14 protein-coding genes are annotated in these 18,390 nt (G+C 69.5%); 1 reads left to right on the top strand and 13 read right to left on the bottom strand.

Annotated features, from left to right (window positions below):
- Positions 1 to 43: 43 nt before the first annotated feature.
- From AC27KI_RS09700 to AC27KI_RS09645, 12 genes are all read right to left on the bottom strand, one after another.
- Positions 44 to 1,000, bottom strand: coding sequence for a branched-chain amino acid ABC transporter permease (locus tag AC27KI_RS09700; protein WP_284410347.1), 957 nt, complete (start codon positions 998 to 1,000; stop codon positions 44 to 46).
- 8 nt (positions 1,001 to 1,008) lie between these two features.
- On the bottom strand, positions 1,009 to 1,890 hold the full coding sequence (locus tag AC27KI_RS09695) for a branched-chain amino acid ABC transporter permease (RefSeq protein WP_272566111.1): 882 nt from the start codon (positions 1,888 to 1,890) through the stop codon (positions 1,009 to 1,011).
- 34 nt (positions 1,891 to 1,924) lie between these two features.
- Positions 1,925 to 2,644, bottom strand: a complete 720-nt coding sequence (locus tag AC27KI_RS09690) for an ABC transporter ATP-binding protein (protein ID WP_284430387.1) — start codon at positions 2,642 to 2,644, stop codon at positions 1,925 to 1,927.
- On the bottom strand, positions 2,637 to 3,392 hold the full coding sequence (locus AC27KI_RS09685; protein ID WP_284410349.1) for an ABC transporter ATP-binding protein: 756 nt from the start codon (positions 3,390 to 3,392) through the stop codon (positions 2,637 to 2,639). Before AC27KI_RS09685 ends, AC27KI_RS09690 begins: the two co-directional genes overlap by 8 nt.
- 22 nt (positions 3,393 to 3,414) lie before the next feature.
- Entirely contained in the window at positions 3,415 to 4,170 is a 756-nt protein-coding gene (locus AC27KI_RS09680; protein ID WP_272566107.1) for an SDR family NAD(P)-dependent oxidoreductase, read from the bottom strand.
- Positions 4,167 to 5,075 (bottom strand): SMP-30/gluconolactonase/LRE family protein, encoded by a 909-nt coding sequence (locus AC27KI_RS09675; protein WP_317357080.1) that lies wholly within the window; start codon positions 5,073 to 5,075, stop codon positions 4,167 to 4,169. Before AC27KI_RS09675 ends, AC27KI_RS09680 begins: the two co-directional genes overlap by 4 nt.
- Before the next feature lie 36 nt (positions 5,076 to 5,111).
- Positions 5,112 to 6,335, bottom strand: a complete 1,224-nt coding sequence (locus AC27KI_RS09670; protein WP_272566105.1) for an ABC transporter substrate-binding protein — start codon at positions 6,333 to 6,335, stop codon at positions 5,112 to 5,114.
- A 112-nt stretch (positions 6,336 to 6,447) separates the two neighbouring features.
- The gene (locus tag AC27KI_RS09665) at positions 6,448 to 8,094 is read right to left on the bottom strand and encodes a long-chain-fatty-acid--CoA ligase (RefSeq protein ID WP_487113598.1); all 1,647 of its coding nucleotides are present in this window, start codon (positions 8,092 to 8,094) and stop codon (positions 6,448 to 6,450) included.
- A gap of 214 nt (positions 8,095 to 8,308) precedes the next feature.
- A complete protein-coding gene (queC, locus tag AC27KI_RS09660; protein ID WP_487089313.1) occupies positions 8,309 to 9,019 on the bottom strand; it encodes a 7-cyano-7-deazaguanine synthase QueC in 711 nt (236 codons plus the stop codon).
- A 75-nt stretch (positions 9,020 to 9,094) separates the two neighbouring features.
- Complete coding sequence (locus AC27KI_RS09655) at positions 9,095 to 9,250, bottom strand: hypothetical protein (protein ID WP_272549895.1); 156 nt, start codon at positions 9,248 to 9,250, stop codon at positions 9,095 to 9,097.
- 82 nt (positions 9,251 to 9,332) lie between these two features.
- Complete coding sequence (locus AC27KI_RS09650; protein WP_487089314.1) at positions 9,333 to 10,934, bottom strand: OpgD/OpgG family glucan biosynthesis protein; 1,602 nt, start codon at positions 10,932 to 10,934, stop codon at positions 9,333 to 9,335.
- A 128-nt stretch (positions 10,935 to 11,062) separates the two neighbouring features.
- Positions 11,063 to 12,262 (bottom strand): threonine ammonia-lyase, encoded by a 1,200-nt coding sequence (locus AC27KI_RS09645; protein ID WP_284410354.1) that lies wholly within the window; start codon positions 12,260 to 12,262, stop codon positions 11,063 to 11,065.
- A 361-nt stretch (positions 12,263 to 12,623) separates the two neighbouring features.
- Between AC27KI_RS09645 and AC27KI_RS09640 the strand changes: the two genes are divergently transcribed.
- Complete coding sequence (locus tag AC27KI_RS09640) at positions 12,624 to 14,207, top strand: NEL-type E3 ubiquitin ligase domain-containing protein (protein ID WP_487113596.1); 1,584 nt, start codon at positions 12,624 to 12,626, stop codon at positions 14,205 to 14,207.
- Between the two features lie 195 nt (positions 14,208 to 14,402).
- On the opposite strand, the gene AC27KI_RS09635 is transcribed toward AC27KI_RS09640, so the two are convergent.
- Positions 14,403 to 18,077 carry a hypothetical protein gene (locus AC27KI_RS09635; RefSeq protein ID WP_487113594.1) on the bottom strand — a complete coding sequence of 1,225 codons (3,675 nt, stop codon included), beginning with the start codon at positions 18,075 to 18,077 and terminating at the stop codon, positions 14,403 to 14,405.
- Positions 18,078 to 18,390: the final 313 nt, after the last annotated feature.

Here is an 18,390-nt window from a genome sequence, read left to right as displayed (position 1 = left end):
CCGGCCAGGTGGGGGGAAGTGCATGGGCTGGCATGGGGTCTCCCTACAGCGGTGCCGCGCCGCGCTGGCGGCGGCTGGCGAGATAGGCCTGGAACTGGCCGACGATGCCCTTGCGGAACAGCATGACCACGATGACGAACACCACGCCCTGCAGGATCAGCACCCACTCGGCGAACGAGGCGAGGTAGTTCTCCATGGTCACGATGACCATGGCGCCCACCACCGGGCCCAGCAGCGTCTGCATGCCGCCCACGATGCAGATGAGCAGGGCCTCGCCCGAGGTGGCCCAGTGCACGTCGGTCAGCGAGGCGAGCTGGAACACCAGCGCCTTGAGCGAGCCCGCGAAGCCCGCGATGGCGGCCGACAGCACGAAGGCCAGCAGCTTGTAGCGGTTGACGCGGTAGCCCAGGCTCTGGGCGCGCGGCTCGTTGTCGCGGATGGCGCGCAGCACCTGCCCGAAGGGCGAGTGCACCAGCCGGTGGATCAGCCAGAACGCGCCGCCAATGAGCACCGTGACGAAGTAGTACAGCACCAGCGTGTTCTCCAGCGAGAACAGACCCAGCACGGTGGGGCGCGGGATGTTCTGGATGCCGTCTTCGCCGCCCGTGAACGGCAGGCGCAGCGCCATGAAGTACACCAGCTGCGCGAAGGCCAGCGTGATCATCGAGAAGTAGATGCCCTGGCGGCGGATGGCCAGCAGCCCCGTCAGCAGGCCCAGCGCCGCGGCCGCGGCCGCGCCCAGGGCGATGCCGCTCAGGCCCTCCCAACCCCAGACCTTGACCGCGTGCGCGGTGATGTAGCCGGCGGTGCCGTAGAACATGGCGTGGCCGAACGACAGCAGGCCGACGTAGCCGACCAGCAGGTTGACCGATGCCGCCAGCAGCGCGAAGCACATCAGCTTCATGAGGAACATGGGATACACCACGAACGGCGCGGCGGCCAGGCAGGCCAGGGCGGCCAGCAGCAGCGCGTTGTGGGTGCGTCGACTCAGCAGGTCCATGGCGACTCCTAGTGGGCACGGCCGAAGAGGCCATGGGGACGGACGGCGAGCACGAGGATCATCACCACGAAGATGACCACCCCCGCGCCATCGGGATAGAAGACCTTGGTCAGGCCCTCGATGGCGCCCAGCGCGAAGCCGGTGACGATGGAGCCCAGGATGGAGCCCATGCCGCCGATCACCACCACCGCGAACACGACGATGATCAGGTTCGAGCCCATCAGCGGGCTCACCTGGTAGATCGGCGCGGCCATCACGCCGCTCAGGCCCGCCAGGCCCACGCCCAGCCCGTAGGTGAGCATGAGCATGCGCGGCACGTTGATGCCGAAGGTGCGCACCAGCGGGGCGTTCTCGTTGGCCGCGCGCAGGTACGCGCCCAGCTTGGTCTTCTCGATGAAGAACCAGGTGCCCAGGCAGACCGCCAGCGCCGCGGCGATCACCCACACGCGGTACAGCGGCAGGAAGGTCACGCCCACGTCGATGCCGCCCGTCAGCGGGTTGGGGTAGGGCTGGCCGCTCACGCCGAACTGCAGGCGGAAGGCGCCCTCCATGAGCAGCGCCACGCCGAAGGTCAGCAGCAGCGCGTACACGTGGTCCAGCGCATACAGCCGGCGCAGCATCAGGCGCTCGAACACGACCCCGAAGCCCGCCACCACCAGCGGCGCGATGACGAGCGCCGGCCAGTAGCCGATGCCCAGGTATTCGAGCAGCCCCCACGCCACGAAAGCACCCAGCATGTACTGAGCGCCGTGGGCGAAATTGACCACGTGCAGCAGCCCGAAGATGATCGACAGCCCCAGGCTCATCAGGGCATAGAAGGCGCCGTTGATGAGCCCGACCAGAAGCTGCCCGATCAGTGCAGCCCAGGGGATTCCGAATAGCCCGTCCATCGTGTTGTCCGTCCTGCGTTGGGTGAAGAAGGGCTCACAGGCCCAGAAGCGACTCGATGTGTTCGCGCTGCGTGTCGAGTTCGTCGCGGCGGAAGTGGCCCGCCACCTCGCCTTCCTCGATCACGTAGAAGCGGTCGGCCAGCGCGCAGGCGAAGCGGAAGTTCTGCTCCACCAGCAGCACGGTGAAGCCGCGCTCGCGCAGCATGCGGATGGTGGCGCCGATGCGCTCCACGATCACCGGCGCCAGGCCCTCGGTGGGCTCGTCCAGCAGCAGCAGCTTGGCGCCCGTTCGCAGGATGCGGGCGATGGCCAGCATCTGCTGCTCGCCGCCCGACAGTCGCGTGCCCGGGCTGTGCCGGCGCTGCTGCAGGTTGGGGAACAGCGTGTAGATCTCGGCCACGCTCAGGCCGCCGGGCAGCAGCACCGGCGGCAGCAGCAGGTTCTCTTCGGTCGAAAGGCTGGCGAAGATGCCGCGCTCTTCGGGGCAGTAGGCCGCGCCCAGGCGCGCGATCGCCTCGGGCGGCAGGCCCTCGGTGGGCTGGCCGCGCAGCGTGATCCGGCCCTCGCGCCGGCCCAGCAGCCCCATGATGGCGCGCAGCGTGGTGGTCTTGCCGGCGCCGTTGCGCCCCAGCAGGCACACCACCTCGCCCTCGTTCACGTCCAGGTCGATGCCTTGCAGCGCCAGGGTTTCGCCGTACCAGCCGCGCAGGCCGCGCACCTGCAGCAGGGGCTGCGCGTCGTGGGCCTCAGGCATGGGTACCTCCTACGTAGGCTTCGATGACGCGCGGGTCGCGCGAGACCTCGTCATAGCTGCCCTCGGCCAGCACCTGGCCGGCCTGCAGCACGGTCACGCGGTCGCACAGCTCGGCGATGACCTTCATGTTGTGCTCGACCATGAGCACCGTGCGTCCGCGCGCGGCCTCACGGATCAGCGCCACCACCGGGCCGATGTCTTCGTGGCCCAGGCCCGCCATGGGCTCGTCCAGCAGGATCATCTCGGGCTCCATGGCGATGGTGGTGGCCAGCTCCAGCGCGCGCTTGCGCCCGTAGGGCAGTTCGCCGGCGGGCGTGTCGCGCCAGCGCGTGAGGCCCACGCGTTCCAGCAGCTCCAGCGCCCGCGCGTCCAGCGTGCGCAGGACCTTCACGTTGCGCCAGAAGGCGAAGGTGCCGCCGTGGCGCTTCTGCAGCGCCACGCGCACGTTCTCCAGCACCGTCATCTGTCCGAAGACGGCCGAGATCTGGAACGATCGCACCAGGCCCGCCATGGCCACGGAAGCCGGGTCGCTGCGCGAGATGTCGCGGCCGTTGAAGACCACGGTGCCCGAGGAAGGCCGCAGGAAGGTGGTGAGCAGGTTGAAGCAGGTCGTCTTGCCTGCGCCGTTGGGCCCGATGAGGGCGTGGACCGAGTGCCGGCGCACCCGCAGGTCCACGTCCTTGACGGCGTAGAAGCCGCGGAACTGCCGGCTGAGCTGGCGGGCTTCGAGGATGAAGGGGGCGTCCATGGCGGGGCGGCCGTTGGGCGGCTCAGAGGAAGGCATGGGTGACGCCGCCGTCCACGAGCAGCGACTCGCCGGTCACGAAGCTGGCGTCGTCCGACGCCAGGAAGCATGCGGCCTTGGCGATGTCCTCCACCTCGCCCAGGCGCTTCATTGGCGTCTTGGCGATGCGCAGCTTGGCCTTTTCGGCATCGACGTTGATCTTCACGCCCTCGGTGAGCACCGAGCCCGGGCAGATGGCGTTGACGCGGATGCCGCGCGGCCCCAGGTCCACGGCGGCCGAGCGGGTCAGCCCCAGCACGCCGGCCTTCACGCCGCAGTACAGCATGCCCTCGGGCAGCCCCAGGAAGGCGGCCGACGAGGCGATGTTGACGATGCTGCCGCCGGCCTCCATGGCCTCGGCACCCACCTGGATGCCCCAGACCACCGAGTTGAAGCCCGTGCCCACCATGCGATCGAGCATCTCGGGCGTGATGGCGTCGATGGGGCCGTAACGCACCCAGATGGCGTTGTTCACGAGCACGTCCAGGCGGCCGAAGCGCTCCTTGAGCGCACCCACGGCGTCGCTGAAGCTCGCGCGGCGTGCCACGTCGCCGCCGAAGGCCATGGCCTGCAGCCCCTGCGCCTGCAACTGCTCGGCGGCTTCGTGCGCCATGTCCTCGGCGCGGTCCAGGATGCCGACGGCGGCGCCTTCGGCCGCCATGGCGTCGGCGATGGCACGGCCGATGCCGCGCGCACCGCCGGTGATGAGGGCAACCTTGCCTTCGAAACGTCGGGTGGTCATTGAGGGGTCCTTGTCGAATGGTGAGAGGGGAGGTCGGCGAAGCGGGCTTCCTCCAGCCCGCGCACGCCCGTGCCGTGGATGGCGAACACGGCCCCCGCGTCGGGGTGGTCGCTGCGCAGCAGGTTGCCGCTGTCGCGGATGGAGGTGAGGTAGATCACGTCCAGCCCGGGGCCGCCGAAGCAGGGGCAGGTCACGAAGGTCACCGGCAGCTGGATGCGGCGCTCCAGCCGCCCGTCGGGCGTGAAGCGTGCGAGCTGGCCGTTCTGCACCAGCGCCACCCACAGGCAGCCCTCGGCGTCCACGGTGGCGCCGTCGGGCACGGAGCCCAGCGCGCGCGTGTCCACCAGCACCTCGGCCGGGCCGATGTCGCCCGTGGCGGGGTCGTAGGCGTAGCGGCGCACCTGGTGCGTGGGGCTGTCGGCAAAGTACAGCCAGCGCCCATCGGGGCTGAAGCAGGTGCCGTTGGCCACGTGGATGCCCGTGTCCAGCGTGCGCACCGCGTGCGCGCCGAGCTGGTAGAGCGCGCCCTCGGGCGCCATTCGGCCCAGCGTCATCGATCCGACCACGAAGCGCCCGTTGCGGTCGGTGCGGCCGTCGTTCAGGCGCATCCGGTCGGCGCCGTGCGCCACCCGCACGCCCAGGGGCGAGAGGGTGCCCGTGTCCGGGTCCAGGTACTGGAAGTCGTCCTCCAGCGCCAGCAGCAGCCGGCCGCTGTCGCACAGCGCGATGGCGCCGATGTGCTGGGGCAGTTGCCACTGCGCGCCGGCCCCGGTGGCCGGCGTGTGGCGCCGCACGATGCCGGCGCGCCCGTCGATCCAGTAGAGCGACTGGGTGCGCGCGTCCCACAGTGGGCATTCGCCCAGCAGGTCCCGCTGCGGGGCCAGGATGTCGATGCGAAGGGCCATGGAAGGGCTCGGGCTGCGTATCGGCCGGGCGCGGGCCTACTTGGCGGCGGCCTTGATGTAGTCGCAGCTGCTCTCGGACAGCGGGCGCCAGGTCTGCTCGGGCGGGATCTCGCCGCGCACCGTGTAGAAGTCGTTGGGGCCCTTGGACTCGGAGGGCTTCTTGACCTGTATGGCGTACACCGTGCGCAGCGCCTGGCCGTCCTCGCGGATCTTCACGTCCTTGGAAAAGAAGTCGTTGATGGGCAGCTCGCGCATCTTGGCCGCGACCTTGGCGCCGTCGTCGGTGCCTGCGGCCTTCACGGCCTGCAGGTAGTGCCAGGCGGCGCTGTAGGCGCCCGCGTGGATGTAGGTGGGCACCACGCCCTTGTTGCGCGCCATGAAGCGCTTGGCCCAGGCGCGCGAGGCCTCGTCGCGGTCCCAGTAGAACGGCAGCGTCAGCTGCAGGCCCTGGGCCACGTCCAGTCCCATGGCCGAGACGCTGTTGATCGTCATGCCGAACACCGTCACCACCTGGCCGCCGCGCGTGATCTTGTATTCGGCGGCCTGCTTGAGGGCGTTCGACAGATCGAGCCCCGCGTTCAGGATCACGATGGCCTGCGCGCCGCTGGATTGCGCCTGCAGCAGGTACGACGAGAAGTCGGTGGCGCCCAGCGGGTGCTTGACCGAGCCCACCACCTTGCCGCCGGCGGCCTGGATGAAGCGCGTCGCATCGTCCTGGTAGGCCTGGCCGAAGGCATAGTCCACGGTGATGAAATAGAAGCTCTTGATGCCCTGCTTCATGAGGCTCTGCACGCCGGCCTTGGGCAGCGCATAGGTGTCGGTGAGGAACTGGAAGTTCATCGGCGAGCAGGACTTGTTGGTCAGTTCCGCGCTCACCGTGCCCGCGATCAGGTAGGGCTTCTTGCGTTCCTTGAGCAGGCTGGAGATGCCCAGCGCGATCGACGAGGCCGAGCCGCCGACGATGGTGTCCACCTTCTCGGTGTCGAGCCACTTGCGCGCGATGTTCAGGCCCACGTCGGGCTTGTTCTGGTCGTCGGCCACGACCACCTCGACGGGCTTGCCGAGCACGGCGCCGCCGAAGTCCTCCGCGGCCATGCGCACGGCCAGCGTGGAGCCGGGGCCGCCGTTGCCCGAGTAGGGGCCGGTCTGGTCGGCCATGACACCGATGCGCACCACATCGTCGCTGATCTGGGCGTGGGCCGCTGCGCCACAGGCAAGGGCCAGGGCGGCAAGGGCGAGGCGGGAGCTGGGCAATGGCATGGGTGTGTCTCCTTGGTGTGTGCGTGTCTTCGGTCGGGACGGATGCATCCAGGGCCCCGCCGTCCGCGGGGTGTGCGATGCCAGCGGCCCGCAGGGGCCGCGGGGCGTGGGCTCAGGCCGCGTCGGTGGGCAGGCGGTGGTCGCGGAACAATTCGCGCAGCCGCGTCTTTTGCAGCTTGCCGGTGGCGGTGTGGGGCAGCGCGTCGATGAACACCACGTCGTCGGGCATCCACCAGCGCGCGATGCGGTCCTTCATGAAGTCGAGGATCTCCGCGCCGCTCACCGACTCGCCCGCCTTGGGCACCACGATGAGCAGGGGGCGCTCCTGCCACTTGCTGTGGTAGGCGCCGATCACCGCGGCCTCCTGGACCTTGGGGTGGCCCACGGCCAGGTTCTCCAGGTCGATGGAGGAGATCCATTCGCCGCCGGACTTGATCACGTCCTTGGAGCGGTCGGTGATCTGCACGTAGCCCTCGGCGTCGATCAGCGCCACGTCGCCCGTGGCGAACCAGCCGTCCGCATCCAGGGCCGCGCCCGGCTCCTGGCCGTAGTAGGCCGACACCACCCAGGGCCCGCGCACCTTGAGATCGCCGGGGGTGCGGTCGTCCTGCGCGCGCTGGCGCCCCTCGGCGTCGAACACCGCGATCTCCACGCCGAAGATGGCGCGGCCCTGGCGGGCCTGCACGGCGTGGCGCCCTTCGGCGGGCAGGTCCGCGTGCCGGGGCAGCAGGTTGCCGATGGTGGCCAGCGGGCTGGTCTCCGTCATGCCCCAGGCCTGGATCACGAACGCACCGAAGAGTCGGTCGAATTTCTCGATGATGGCGCGCGGCGCGGCCGATCCGCCCACCACCACGCGTTGCAGCCGCAGCGCCGCGCGCTCGGCGGCGGGCAACGCCTCGGCATGCTGGAAGAAGCCCAGCCACACCGTGGGCACGCCCAGCGAGAGCGTGCACTGTTCGTCGCGCAGCAGCGCGAAGAGGCGCTCGCCCGAGAGGTTGGGGCCGGGCAGCACGAGCTTGGCGCCGCTCATGGCGCTGGCATACGGAATGCCCCAGGCGTTCACGTGGAACATGGGCACGGCCAGCAGCACGCTGTCGCGCGCGCCCAGCCCCAGGCCGTCCGTGGCGCAGGCGGTCCACGAATGCAGCACCGTCGAGCGGTGGCTGTACAGCACGCCCTTGGGGTGGCCGGTGGTGCCCGAGGTGTAGCAGAGCGACGAGGCGGTGTTCTCGTCCAGCGCGGGCCAGGCGAAAGCGGCGTCGCCCGCGTCCATCAGGTCTTCGTAGCACAGCAGCGGCGCGGGCAGGTCCACCGCCGGCAACTGGTCGCGCCGGCACAGGGCCACGTAGGCCCTGACGGAGGGCAGGTGCGGCGCGATCTGGGCCACGAGCGGCGAGAAGTCCGGGTCGAAGCACAGGTACTCGTCGGCCGCGTGGTTGACGATGTAGCTGATCTGCTCGGGGAACAGGCGCGGGTTCACGGTGTGCAGGATGGCGCCCATGCCCGAGACCGCGTAGTACAGCTCCAGGTGCCGGTGCGTGTTCCAGGCCAGCGTGCCGACCCGCGCGCCCTGCGGCAGACCGCGGGCGTGCAGGGCGCTGGCCAGGCGCCGCGCGCGGTGGCCCACTTCGCCCCAGCTGGTGCGCAGGCTGGTGTGCGCGTCGACGTGGGAGACGATCTCCACGTCGCCGTGGTGGCGAGCCGCGTGCTCCAGCAACGTGGAGATGAGCAGTGCTCCGGATTGCATCAAACCCTGCATTTGTCTTCCTCTTTCTCTGCGGCGTCGCCCTGATTCCGTGAGCGATCTGTTTTTTACATGCCGGCCGGTAAGTGAATTGATGCTAGCAGAACGACTCCGGACCAACAACGCCCGCGCGCTGGGTGAAAACCCTTGCGTCGCGAGGCATTCGACGCCGGGTGTGGACGCAGGGAATGTGCGGAGACGGCCGGAAAGTGGCGCATCTCCGCGGTCGTCAAGGGCCTGGCGGCAGCCCCGTCCACTGAAAGTAGCCTGCGCGGCGCAGTTCGCACGCCGGGCAGGTGCCGCAGCCGTAACCCCAGGCATGCAGCGTGTCGCGCACCCCGTGGTAGCAGGTGTGGGAGCGCTGCACGATCAGGTCCACCAGCGCATCGCCGCCCAGCTGGCGCGCCATCTCCCAGGTCGCGGCCTTGTCGATCCACATGAGCGGCGTCTCGAAGGTGAAGCGCTGCCCCATGCCCAGCGATACCGCCACCTGCAAGGCCTTGAGCGTGTCGTCACGGCAGTCGGGGTAGCCCGAGAAATCGGTTTCGCACATGCCGCCCACCAGCGTGTGCAGCCCGCGCCGGTAGCCCACCGCGGCGGCGAGCTGGAAGAACAGCAGGTTGCGGCCGGGCACGAAGGTGTTGGGCAGCCCGGCCTCGGTCATCTGGATGGCGGTGTCGCGCGTGAGCGCGGTGTCGCTGATCTGGCCCAGCACCGCGAGATCGACCATGTGGTCCTCGCCCATGCGGCCGGCCCATTGCGGGAACTCGGCGCGCAGCGCGGCCAGCACCTCCTGCCGTGCCTGAAGCTCCACGTGGTGCCGCTGGCCGTAGTCGAAGCCGATGGTTTCCACCCGCTCGAAGTGGGTCAGTGCCCAGGCCAGGCAGGTGGTGGAGTCTTGTCCACCGGAAAAAAGGACCAGGGCGTGGCCGGCTCTCATGGTGTGTTCCTTTGAAGGACGTGGGCGTAAAAAAGCCCCGCGGCGCGGGGCTCTGCGAAGGGGAGGGTCCGGCGCTCAGGCCATGTAGATGGCGATGAAGGCCAGCAGAAACATCAGCACGCCGCCCACCACGGGCAGTACGATGGGCATCAGCGGGACCACGGCTTCGACGCCATCGGGGGCATGGTGGTGTTCGCCAACGTGCGGGGTGGTGGTCGTGTCGTGGGCCATGGGTTCTCCTGGTGGCTGCCTCAAAAAGTGATGAAATTCTAGCGGCAGCCGCCGGGCGGCCGCCACAGGGTTTCGACGGGTGTCACACCAGCTTGCGGTCCGCAGGGGCCGGCGGCACCCACTGGTAGAGCCACGTTTCGGTGATCGGCTCCTTGCCCACGCGCAGGAACAGGCGGATGGTGATGGGCTCGGTGCTGTCGTCCTCGGGCCGGATGTCGAACATCGCGCGCCAGCCGTTCACGGCGTCCAGGGGGCGGGCGGACGTGATCTCGACCTTGCCGCGGCTCACCGTGATCACGGGCTCCACCTTGGCGTCCCGGCCGAGGGCCGCGAGGTTCTCGCCCGCGAAGTCGACCGCGAAGCGCCACGAAAAGTACTTGCGCGGCTGGCCCACCACGCCGCCCAGGCCCGTGCGCGTGGCCACGCAGCTGGCCAGCGCGGGACGGGCCGGTGGGTGCGCGCCCCAGTACAGGCGGTAGCCCACCAGCAGCTCTTCGCCCGCCTTCGGCTTGCGCTCGGGGTTCCAGAACGCCACGATGTTGTCGAAGGTCTCGTCGATGGTGGGAATCTCCACCAGCTGGATCGAACCCGCGCCCCAGTCGGCCTTGGGCTCCACCCACAGCGAGGGCCGGCGCTCGTAGAACACGCCATCGTCCTGGTAGTGGTCGAAGTTGCGGTCGCGCTGCAGCAAACCGAACCCGCGCGGGTTCTGGTCGGCAAAGGCGTTGAACTGCAGGTTCGGCGGATTGGTGAGCGGGCGCCACACCCATTCGCCGTTGCCGCGCCACATCGACAGGCCGTCGGAGTCGTGGATTTCCGGCCGCCAGTCGTTGGCCATGCGGCGGTCGTTCTCGCCGTGCTGGAACATGCTGGTGCAGGGGGCGATGCCGATGCGCTCGATTTCCTTGCGCGGGTACAGCGCGGCGTCGATCTCCATCACCTGCGTGTCGCCCGGGGTGATCGCGAAGCGGTAGGCGCCGGCCACGCTGGGGGAGTCGAGCAGGGCGAGCACGACCACGGTGTTGGAGCCCGGGGCCGGCCGCTCCAGGTAGAACGCGGTGAAGTCGGGAAACTCTTCCGGCCGCTGCATGCCGGTGTCGATGGCCAGGCCCCGCGCCGACAGGCCGTATTGCCACTCGCCGCCCACGGCCCGGAAGTAGCTGGCGCCCAGGAAGGCCGCCACGTCGCGCACGGGATCGGTGTGGAAGTTCAGGCGAAAGCCCGCGAAGCCCAGGTCGGCAGGCAGGTCGCCGGCCTTGAGGCCGCTCTTGCCGTAGTCAAACATGGCCGGGTCATAGGCCAGCTCCTGCGCCTGGCCGTTGGCCAGCTCGTACATGTGCACGGGTTTCTTGAAGAACAGGCCCAGGTGGAAGAATTTGGCCTGGAAGCGCAGCTTCTCGTCGGCCCACAGCGAGTGGTCGGGCCGGAACTGCATGGACTGGTACTGGTCCCAGTCGAGCGACGTGACCGAGGGGGGCAGGGTGCCCTGGTACGGCTCGTAAGCCTTGGCGGCCAGGGCGCGGGCCTGGCCCTTGAGCGCGGCGAAATCGAAGGGCTGCGGCTTGCCCAGGGGCTTGAGCGTGGCGAAGGCCTGGGTCCAGTTCAGGCCGAGGGTCCCGGCCGAAGCCAGGGCGGCGCCTCGGCCGAGGGTGCGCAGGAAGTGGCGTCGTTTTGGTTGCTGCATGGGCCAGCAGTGTGCCGAAAACCGCGCGCCATCCCATGCAACGCCGTGTATTCGGCGGGGAATTTCGGCAAAAAACCGCGTTTCTCCTACAAAAAACCCGCGGTTCGGAGCGGACGCCTTTCAGTGCCTCAGATCAGGTCGGCCTCCATGTGGGCCGCGCGCAATTGCTCCAGCACCTGCTGCACGTGCGCCTTGCCGCGCGTCTGCAGCACGAGTTCGATCTCCACGTTCTGGGCGGCCAGCATGGTGAAGGCCCGCTGGTGGTGCACCTCCTCGATGTTGGCGCCGGCTTCGGCCACGGTGGCGGTGATGCGCGCCAGCACGCCCGGAATGTCGCGCGCGCTGACCTTGATGCGGGCCAGCCGCCCGGAGCGCACCATGCCGCGCTCGATGATGGCGGCCAGCAGCAGCGGGTCGATGTTGCCCCCGCACAGCACCAGGCCCACCTTCTTGCCCTGAAAGCGTTCCGGGTAGCGCACGAGCGCTGCCAGGCCCGCGGCGCCGGCGCCCTCGACCAGCGTTTTTTCGATCTCCAGCAGCATGAGCACGGCCTGCTCGATGTCGCCCTCCTGCACCAGCACCAGGTCGTCCACCAGCCGCGCGATCACTTCGCGGGTGAGGGTGCCCGGCGTGCCCACGGCGATGCCCTCGGCGATCGTGGAGGTGCCCTGCGGATGCTGCGTGCCCTTGATGGCATTGACCATGGCCGGAAAGCGCGCGGTCTGCACGCCCACGATCTCGATGCCGGGGCGGATCGCCTTGGCGGCCGTCGCCACGCCGGAGATCAGTCCGCCGCCGCCCACCGCGATGACCAGGGTGTCCAGGTCCGGCACGGCCTGCAGCATCTCCAGGCCCAGCGTGCCCTGGCCGGCGGCCACGGCCTCGTCGTCGTAGGGGTGCACGAAGGTCAGGCCACGCTCCTCGGCCAATGCATAGGCGTGGGCGCGGGATTCCTCCAGCGTGTCGCCGTGCAGCACCACTTCGGCGCCAAAGCCGCGCGTGCGCTCCACCTTCACGCCTGGCGTGAAGCGCGGCATCACGATCACGGCGCGCAGGCCCAGGCGCTGCGCGTGGTAGGCCACGCCCTGGGCGTGGTTGCCGGCGCTCATCGCGATCACGCCGCGCTGCTGCTCTTCGGGCGACAGCTGGCTGAGCTTGTTGCAGGCCCCGCGCTCCTTGAAGGAGGCGGTGAACTGCAGGTTCTCGAACTTGAGGAACACCTGGGCGCCCACGATCTGCGAGAGCGTCTTGGATTCCACGCACGGCGTGTCGAGCACATGGCCGCGCAGGCGGGCGGCGGCATCCTGGATGGTTTGGAGCGTGAGCATGGGCGACATTGTGGCGCGTGCCGGACCGCGCGCCGGCCATGACAACGCCAACGCCGACCCACCGGCGGCGCCGGCGGGCCGGTTCGCCTCCAGCACAGCCCCTTCGGGCCGCAGGCGGCCCCGGGTCCGGGCCCCGGGCAGCATGTCGGCGTTCTTCACTCCGCGTTGCGCCATGCCCCTGTCCGGCCCTTCCCGTGCGCCGTCCGTGCCTGCCGCGCCGCTACTGCAGAGGCCGGCCAATCACGCGCCCGCGACGGTCATCCCGCCGCAGAGGCACACGCTCGGATCGCTGTTGAGAATGCCCTCGGGGGCCTTGGCGACGCGGGCGCCTTCGGTACCCGGGGCCACCGCCGCCGCGCCGATGCCCCCGCTTCCCGTGCGGCGCACTCTGGGCGAGTTGCTGGCAATTCCGTCGGCGCCTGCCGATGGAGCAGCGCAGGGCGCGCCAGCAACGCCCGTGCAGCCACACTGGGTGCCCACCCCGGACGCGACGGCCGAGGCGCCGGCCGTGCCCTTGCCGGCATGGGCGGATTGGCTGCAAGCGCCTGCCTCCGCCCAGTATCTGCACGCCAAGGCCCTGGCCCCCGCGCAGCGCCAGCGTCTGGCGCGCACCCTGGAGGCGCAGTGGCGAAAGCATCCCGACCTGCAGGCGCCCTCCCAGGAGATGAACCTGTGGATGTCGGTATTGAATGCGCAACTGCGGGCCCGCCGCGATGCGGGACGCCTGGCCCAGGCCGGCCAGCGGGTCCTGTCCCTGCTTCGGGCCTGCGTCCCGCTCGATGGCGCGGCTGCGGTCCGCGACGGCGAGACCCGCATGCGGGGCCCGGAATACCGGGAGGCGTTCAACCATTTCCTGCGGGTCATCGGCGACGAATCGCTTGCGCAGCCCCTGCGCGATGCGGCCGAACGTGCCTTGCAGGCCCATGGCGAGAACGGCGCCACGCTCACGCCGGACCATGCCGAACGGCTGTCCCGTGAGGGCATCGTGGCCCTCGCGGAGCAGGGTTACCGGGCGATCGGTGCCGGGGCCCTGCACAAAGCCACGCCACCCCACCTTCGATCCGAGTTGCGGGCACCCTTCTCGCTCTGGCTGGAAGCCCAGGAAGCCTTCGATGGCGAGGAAAACGCGCCCGCGTTCGCCCATTTGCTGGAGCGAAGGCTGCCATCCACCCCGGCGCTGCGGAAAGCCCACGGGCCGGGCGCCACCCTCCTGCAGGAAGGGGCGCAGGTGATCCAGGCCATCGCCCGCGACGGCCGGCTCCGGGCGCGGGTGCTGGCCATGGCCGAGAACGCGCTCGGATCGTGCGGCGACAACGTGGCCGAAGGCTTTTCCGCCATCGTGCTCGCGGTGCGCAACCACCAGATGGTCCAGGCGGTGCAAGAGGGCCGCATCGATGCGGCGGGGCTGGACGGCTGGGCGCGGCAGCAGTTCCGGCTGGGAGCGCTGGAGGCGGCCGTGCACCACTTCATCCGGCAGGCGCTGGAAACGCCCGGTATTCCCGAGGACATGGAACGGCAGTTGCGCAGGGAACCCCTGGAGACCATGCTGCACGCCAAGGTCAGCCTGAAGGCCCTGCTGTGGCTGCCGGACAGCGTGCTCTCCGAGATGACCTATGCCGCGCAAAGCGTGCTGACGCCTGGCGACCTGTCGGCCCTGGCCGCGGGGGTGATGGACGCCGAAAGCGACGACCGGCAGCTCACGGCCTACCTGCTGTCCAACGAAACCTGGCGCGTCGGCATGCGGCACCTGCATCGCGAGGCGTTCGCCGCACTCGATGCGGCTTTCGACGAAGACCCGTTCCATGACCGCGATCTGCCACGCGATGGCGATGCCCACGTGCAGGAGCGCGTGGCTTACAACGTGGCCGCCGCCGAGTTCATGCAACGCCAGCGCGCTGCCGAGGACGCGTTGCTGCTGCAGCGTTGGGGTGGCGTGCCGGGGTGAGCCCTCTCCCTGGCGGTGGTGCCGGAACGACCGCTGGCGCGCCCTCGTCCATCGTGAAATGGCCGGCGAATCCGGTTTCAAGCGAAAACAGCGGTATGCCGGGATATCACATGCCTGCAATGCTATTAAATTTATAGCAAACCCTGGAGGGCAAAGGCAACGCCCGCTGGACTGCCCACCGGTCTCCCGTCAGCATCAGCGTCTGCGGCGTTGGCGTGTCTTCTGCGGTGCGGCACTGGAGGAGGCTGTGGCGGCGGTGGTGGCCAGCGCCTGTCTCAGAACGCCGATCCGGGCTTCGAAGGTCTTGAGCCGTTGCATGCCATCCAGCGAGACCTTGAGCATCTGCCGCACCAGATGCGTGTTGCTGTCGTCGCGCACCTGCTTGAGGGCGAAGGTGTTCTGCTCGGACAGGCTGCGGTGGAGCAAGTCGATCAACTCGGTGCAGCCGGTCAGGTCCGAGGCCGTGCGCAGCGGCTGGTCCGGCCCCAGGAACCTCGCCAGCCAATCGGACGCCAGCTGGGCCTGAACGATGCTGCTTTCGAATTTGCCCCGCCATATCAGCATGCCGAACGCGCCCATGACATTGGCTTTCTCCGCGTTCGCGATGTCGGCATAGTCCGGGAGTTGGCTTTCCACGTCCAGCCGCTGCGCCAGGTGCTCCATGCTGTCGTCGATTTTCTGGGTCGCCCGTTCATACCGGTCGGTGATGGTCATCAGGCCATCCCTGACGTCGCGGTGCCTGCTGGCCTGTCTGGCATGGATGTCGATCGCCATCTTCCGGCACTCCAGGAGATGGCCCAGGCCCTCCAGGCTGCGCTGCATCAGCGTCACCAGCCGTTCGCTCTGGCGCACATTCGCGCCGTCGATGGCGGCCGACTGGCGGTCGCTGCGCGATTGCAGGCGCAGGCTGGCTTCCAGGTAATCGCTCAGGGCGTCGGTCGCATCCTGGTGGAAGGACAGTGCGGCGTTGGCGAACTGCTTGGCCACGCGGGGCCGTTCGGCCACGGAGGCCTGGGCGATGGCTTGCGAGGCCTCATGAAAGAGCGGCAGCAGACCGGAGGCCACCCGGGCCGCGTAGGCCATCTCACTGAGCCGGTTGCGGGAGGACTGGTAGTCTCGCGCCATCTCCGGCAGGGCACCGGGCGGCACCGTTTTCGGCAGGCCGGCGCGCAGTTCGGTGGCACGCTGCGCGATGGCGGCTGCGTTCTTCGCCATGTCCAGGTCTTCCTCAGCCGTCGGCAGGGCAGGCGGCGCCACGGGAGCCGCCACAGTCAACAAGCCCTCGGCCGTGAGCTGGAAAGGCAGGTCGAAAACCAGTTCATGCGTTGCGAGAAGGCGATCGCTGAGCTGCCACACTGCAGCGGAAAGGGCCTCGTCGCTGGCTTCGCACAGGGCATCGATCGCCTTCATGTCGTGGAGCACGGCAGCGCCGATGGCATCCGTGCGCAGGCCTTCGCACCAGAGCGCCCACTGCTGCAGGGGGGCCGTCAATCCGGTTTGCGCGGCTTCCCGTGCCTGCTTGGCGGCGGTTTCCAGCACGGCGGCGCGCGCCAACGCCTCGGCTGGCGTGCCCAGTGGCATGCGCAGCCCTTCCCCGGCTTTGGCCAGGGGGACGAAGGCCTTGGCGAAGAACGCGACCACCTGGTGCTCCAGCAGGGGCGTGCCCTCAAGAGGAATTTGGAGCGCGCCGTGGAAGCCCTGGGCCGCGTCCAGGGCCTGGTGGGCCAGCGAGTGCGCCAAGGCGGTTTCCGGCCCATCCGCTGGCTCTGCCGACAGCATTTGCGCCCCGGCGCGCCAGATCGTCTCGAAAGCCCGGTGCAGGTCGGAAATCGCGCCTTCGAGCGCGGCCTTGCCTCCAGCGGCGATGCGGGCTTTCAGTGCGCCGATGGCTTCGCTCGACTCCTGGCGCTGCTCGTCGCTCCACGACGCGATATGGCCGTCGAGCGTGGCCTGCGCGTCCCGCGCGGCGCGCAGTCCCCGGTTCAACGGATCCAGAACGTCGCCGTGGCGTGGCCATGGATGGGTGGGCGAGGTCTGCGCATCGGCGGCAGGCCGTGGCCGTTGGTCCAGCGCCATGAGCACCGGCGCCATGGCTGCCTGCAGGGCGCCTTCCCGCAGCGCCTGGAGCTTGCCAGCGGCCTGCGCCTCCATGGCGGCCCGTGCCTCCAGTTGGCGGGCGGCCTGCGCCTGCATGCCAGCCGCCGCAGTCAGCGTGTCCGTGCGGGCAGCCTCGCAGAGGTCGGCCAGCTGGTGCATGGCGGGAGCCAGCGCCCCTTGGGCCGCCTGCCGTGCCTGTTGCTCGGCCACCTGCAGGCGTGCTGCGTGTTGCTGCGTCTCGGCCAGCGTCTCGGGAACCTGGGCCATGTCGTCGCAAGCCTGAGCGACGGCGGTGCATACCCAACGGCACTGCTCCAGCGAAGGGGCGGCGATGCGGGGGTGTACCCTGGATTGCTTCAGCTCCGCCAGGGCATGCCGTGCTGCCGCTGCCAAGCCGGGCAACGCGGCCCGGGCTTCGGCTTGGCCGTCGCCGGCTTCGCCGCGCGTCCCCTGCAGCATGCCAATGCCTTGCTGAATCAGGTGGTCGAGCGTCTGATGCAGGGCTGCGCTGCCTTGTTGCGATGCGTGCTCCCGGGCGGTGGCGATGCGGGTTTGCAGGTCATTGATGACCTTCCGCGAGGTCTCGCATTGTTCGGCGCTCCACTGCGCGGTATGTTCCTGGAGCGTGCGCTCGGCATTGTCCGCGCGTTGCAATGCGAGGTTCAGGTCGTTGAACACCTTCAACGTGGCCAGCCAGGGCGCCTGTGGCGCGGTGTCCTGCCCTGCGGCGGCTTGGCCTGGCAGCCTTTGCTCCCGGACCAGCAAGGAATCGATGGCCTTGGTCAGTGCGGCTTCCCGCCGCAGGGCTGCACGGGTTTCCCGGGCCTGAGGGCTGAGCATGGCCTTGGCAATCTCGCCTGCCTCGGCAATCGGTCCAGCGGGCGGGTGTGCCCAGGCGGCCAGCAAGCCCTGCGCTGCTGCTTCGAGGGCGGCGCAGGACTGCACATACTGCGTCAGGCCGTCCTCGTCCATGGCCTCGGGCTGGCGGGCATGGCTGCCCGGCGGCGCCGAACGGGAGGCGGTGCTTTTCAATTCACCACTGGGGCCGATGTTGTTCAAAAGGTCCTTCATCGACGGACCGATGCCCGCCAGCTGCTGGCGGAGCGCCGCGTCGATGTCCGCCACATTCGGGGGCAGTGCGTGCAGGGGCTCGCGTTCGCGCAGGGCGCAGGCCTCGCGCAGGCGGCCTGCGGCCTCGTTCTGGGTGCGGGCCTTGCCCACGGCTCGCGCATAGGGAAACTGCAGCGGCAGCAAAAGACCGCTCAGGGCTTTTTCCTGCGCGCGCACCCGGTAGGCCACCGCCTCCCATTGCAACAGCTGGTAGTCGAGCACGTCGGGGCCCGCATGGGGCAGCAGCAGGTCGCGGGCAGACAGCGCGGCCTGGTGGTGCTCCACGGCGGCCTCCCAGGCGTTCGCTGCCGTCTCCAGGCGCCGGATGGCCTGCTTGGCCTCCATGAAGCCGTTGGTGCGATGGTCGTAAGTGGGTTGAAGCGCCTTGGAGATGTCCGCGCCGGTGGGCAGTGCGCTGCTTTGCGCCGCTTGCCACGCCGTTTGCACGGCTTGCGCCACCATGGCGTTCAAGGCTTCGGGCGTGCGTGCCTGTGCCAGGGCCTGCGTGAGTTCGGCGATCCGGTCCTGGCGCGCGGCGTGGAGGGCACTGTCGTCCACGATGACGTCGAGGCTTGCCTCGGAGCCTGCGTCGGAATCCGAATCCGAATCCGAGTTCGAATCCCAATCCATCTCGATGCCGAACTCTTTGGCTTGCTGCCGCATGAGGGCCTGCAGTTGTTCGCTGGAGCTGGACCTGCCAAGTTCGGTGAGCCGTGGCGCCATCGGCGTGCCCGGCGACGCGGGCGTGGCCGGTCGGGAGGACAGCGTGCCGTGCCGCAGGTGGGGCGATGGCGACGCGAAGGCGAGCGGCCTGCAGCCTCGGGTGCCGCGGGTTCGCCGGAAACGTTCGGTCGCGCTGACGGGGAAGAGGGGCGTGTGGGGATGGGGTGCATGGGGCGCTTTGCGGACGGGTGGCGCAGGGGCCAACGGCGGGCCGTGGCGGATGCCGCCGCATGGTGCGGCAGCCCAGGCCGCG

This window comes from Acidovorax sp. KPB24-03, assembly GCF_057546605.1.
This window is presented reverse-complemented; position numbering and strand designations above follow the sequence as displayed.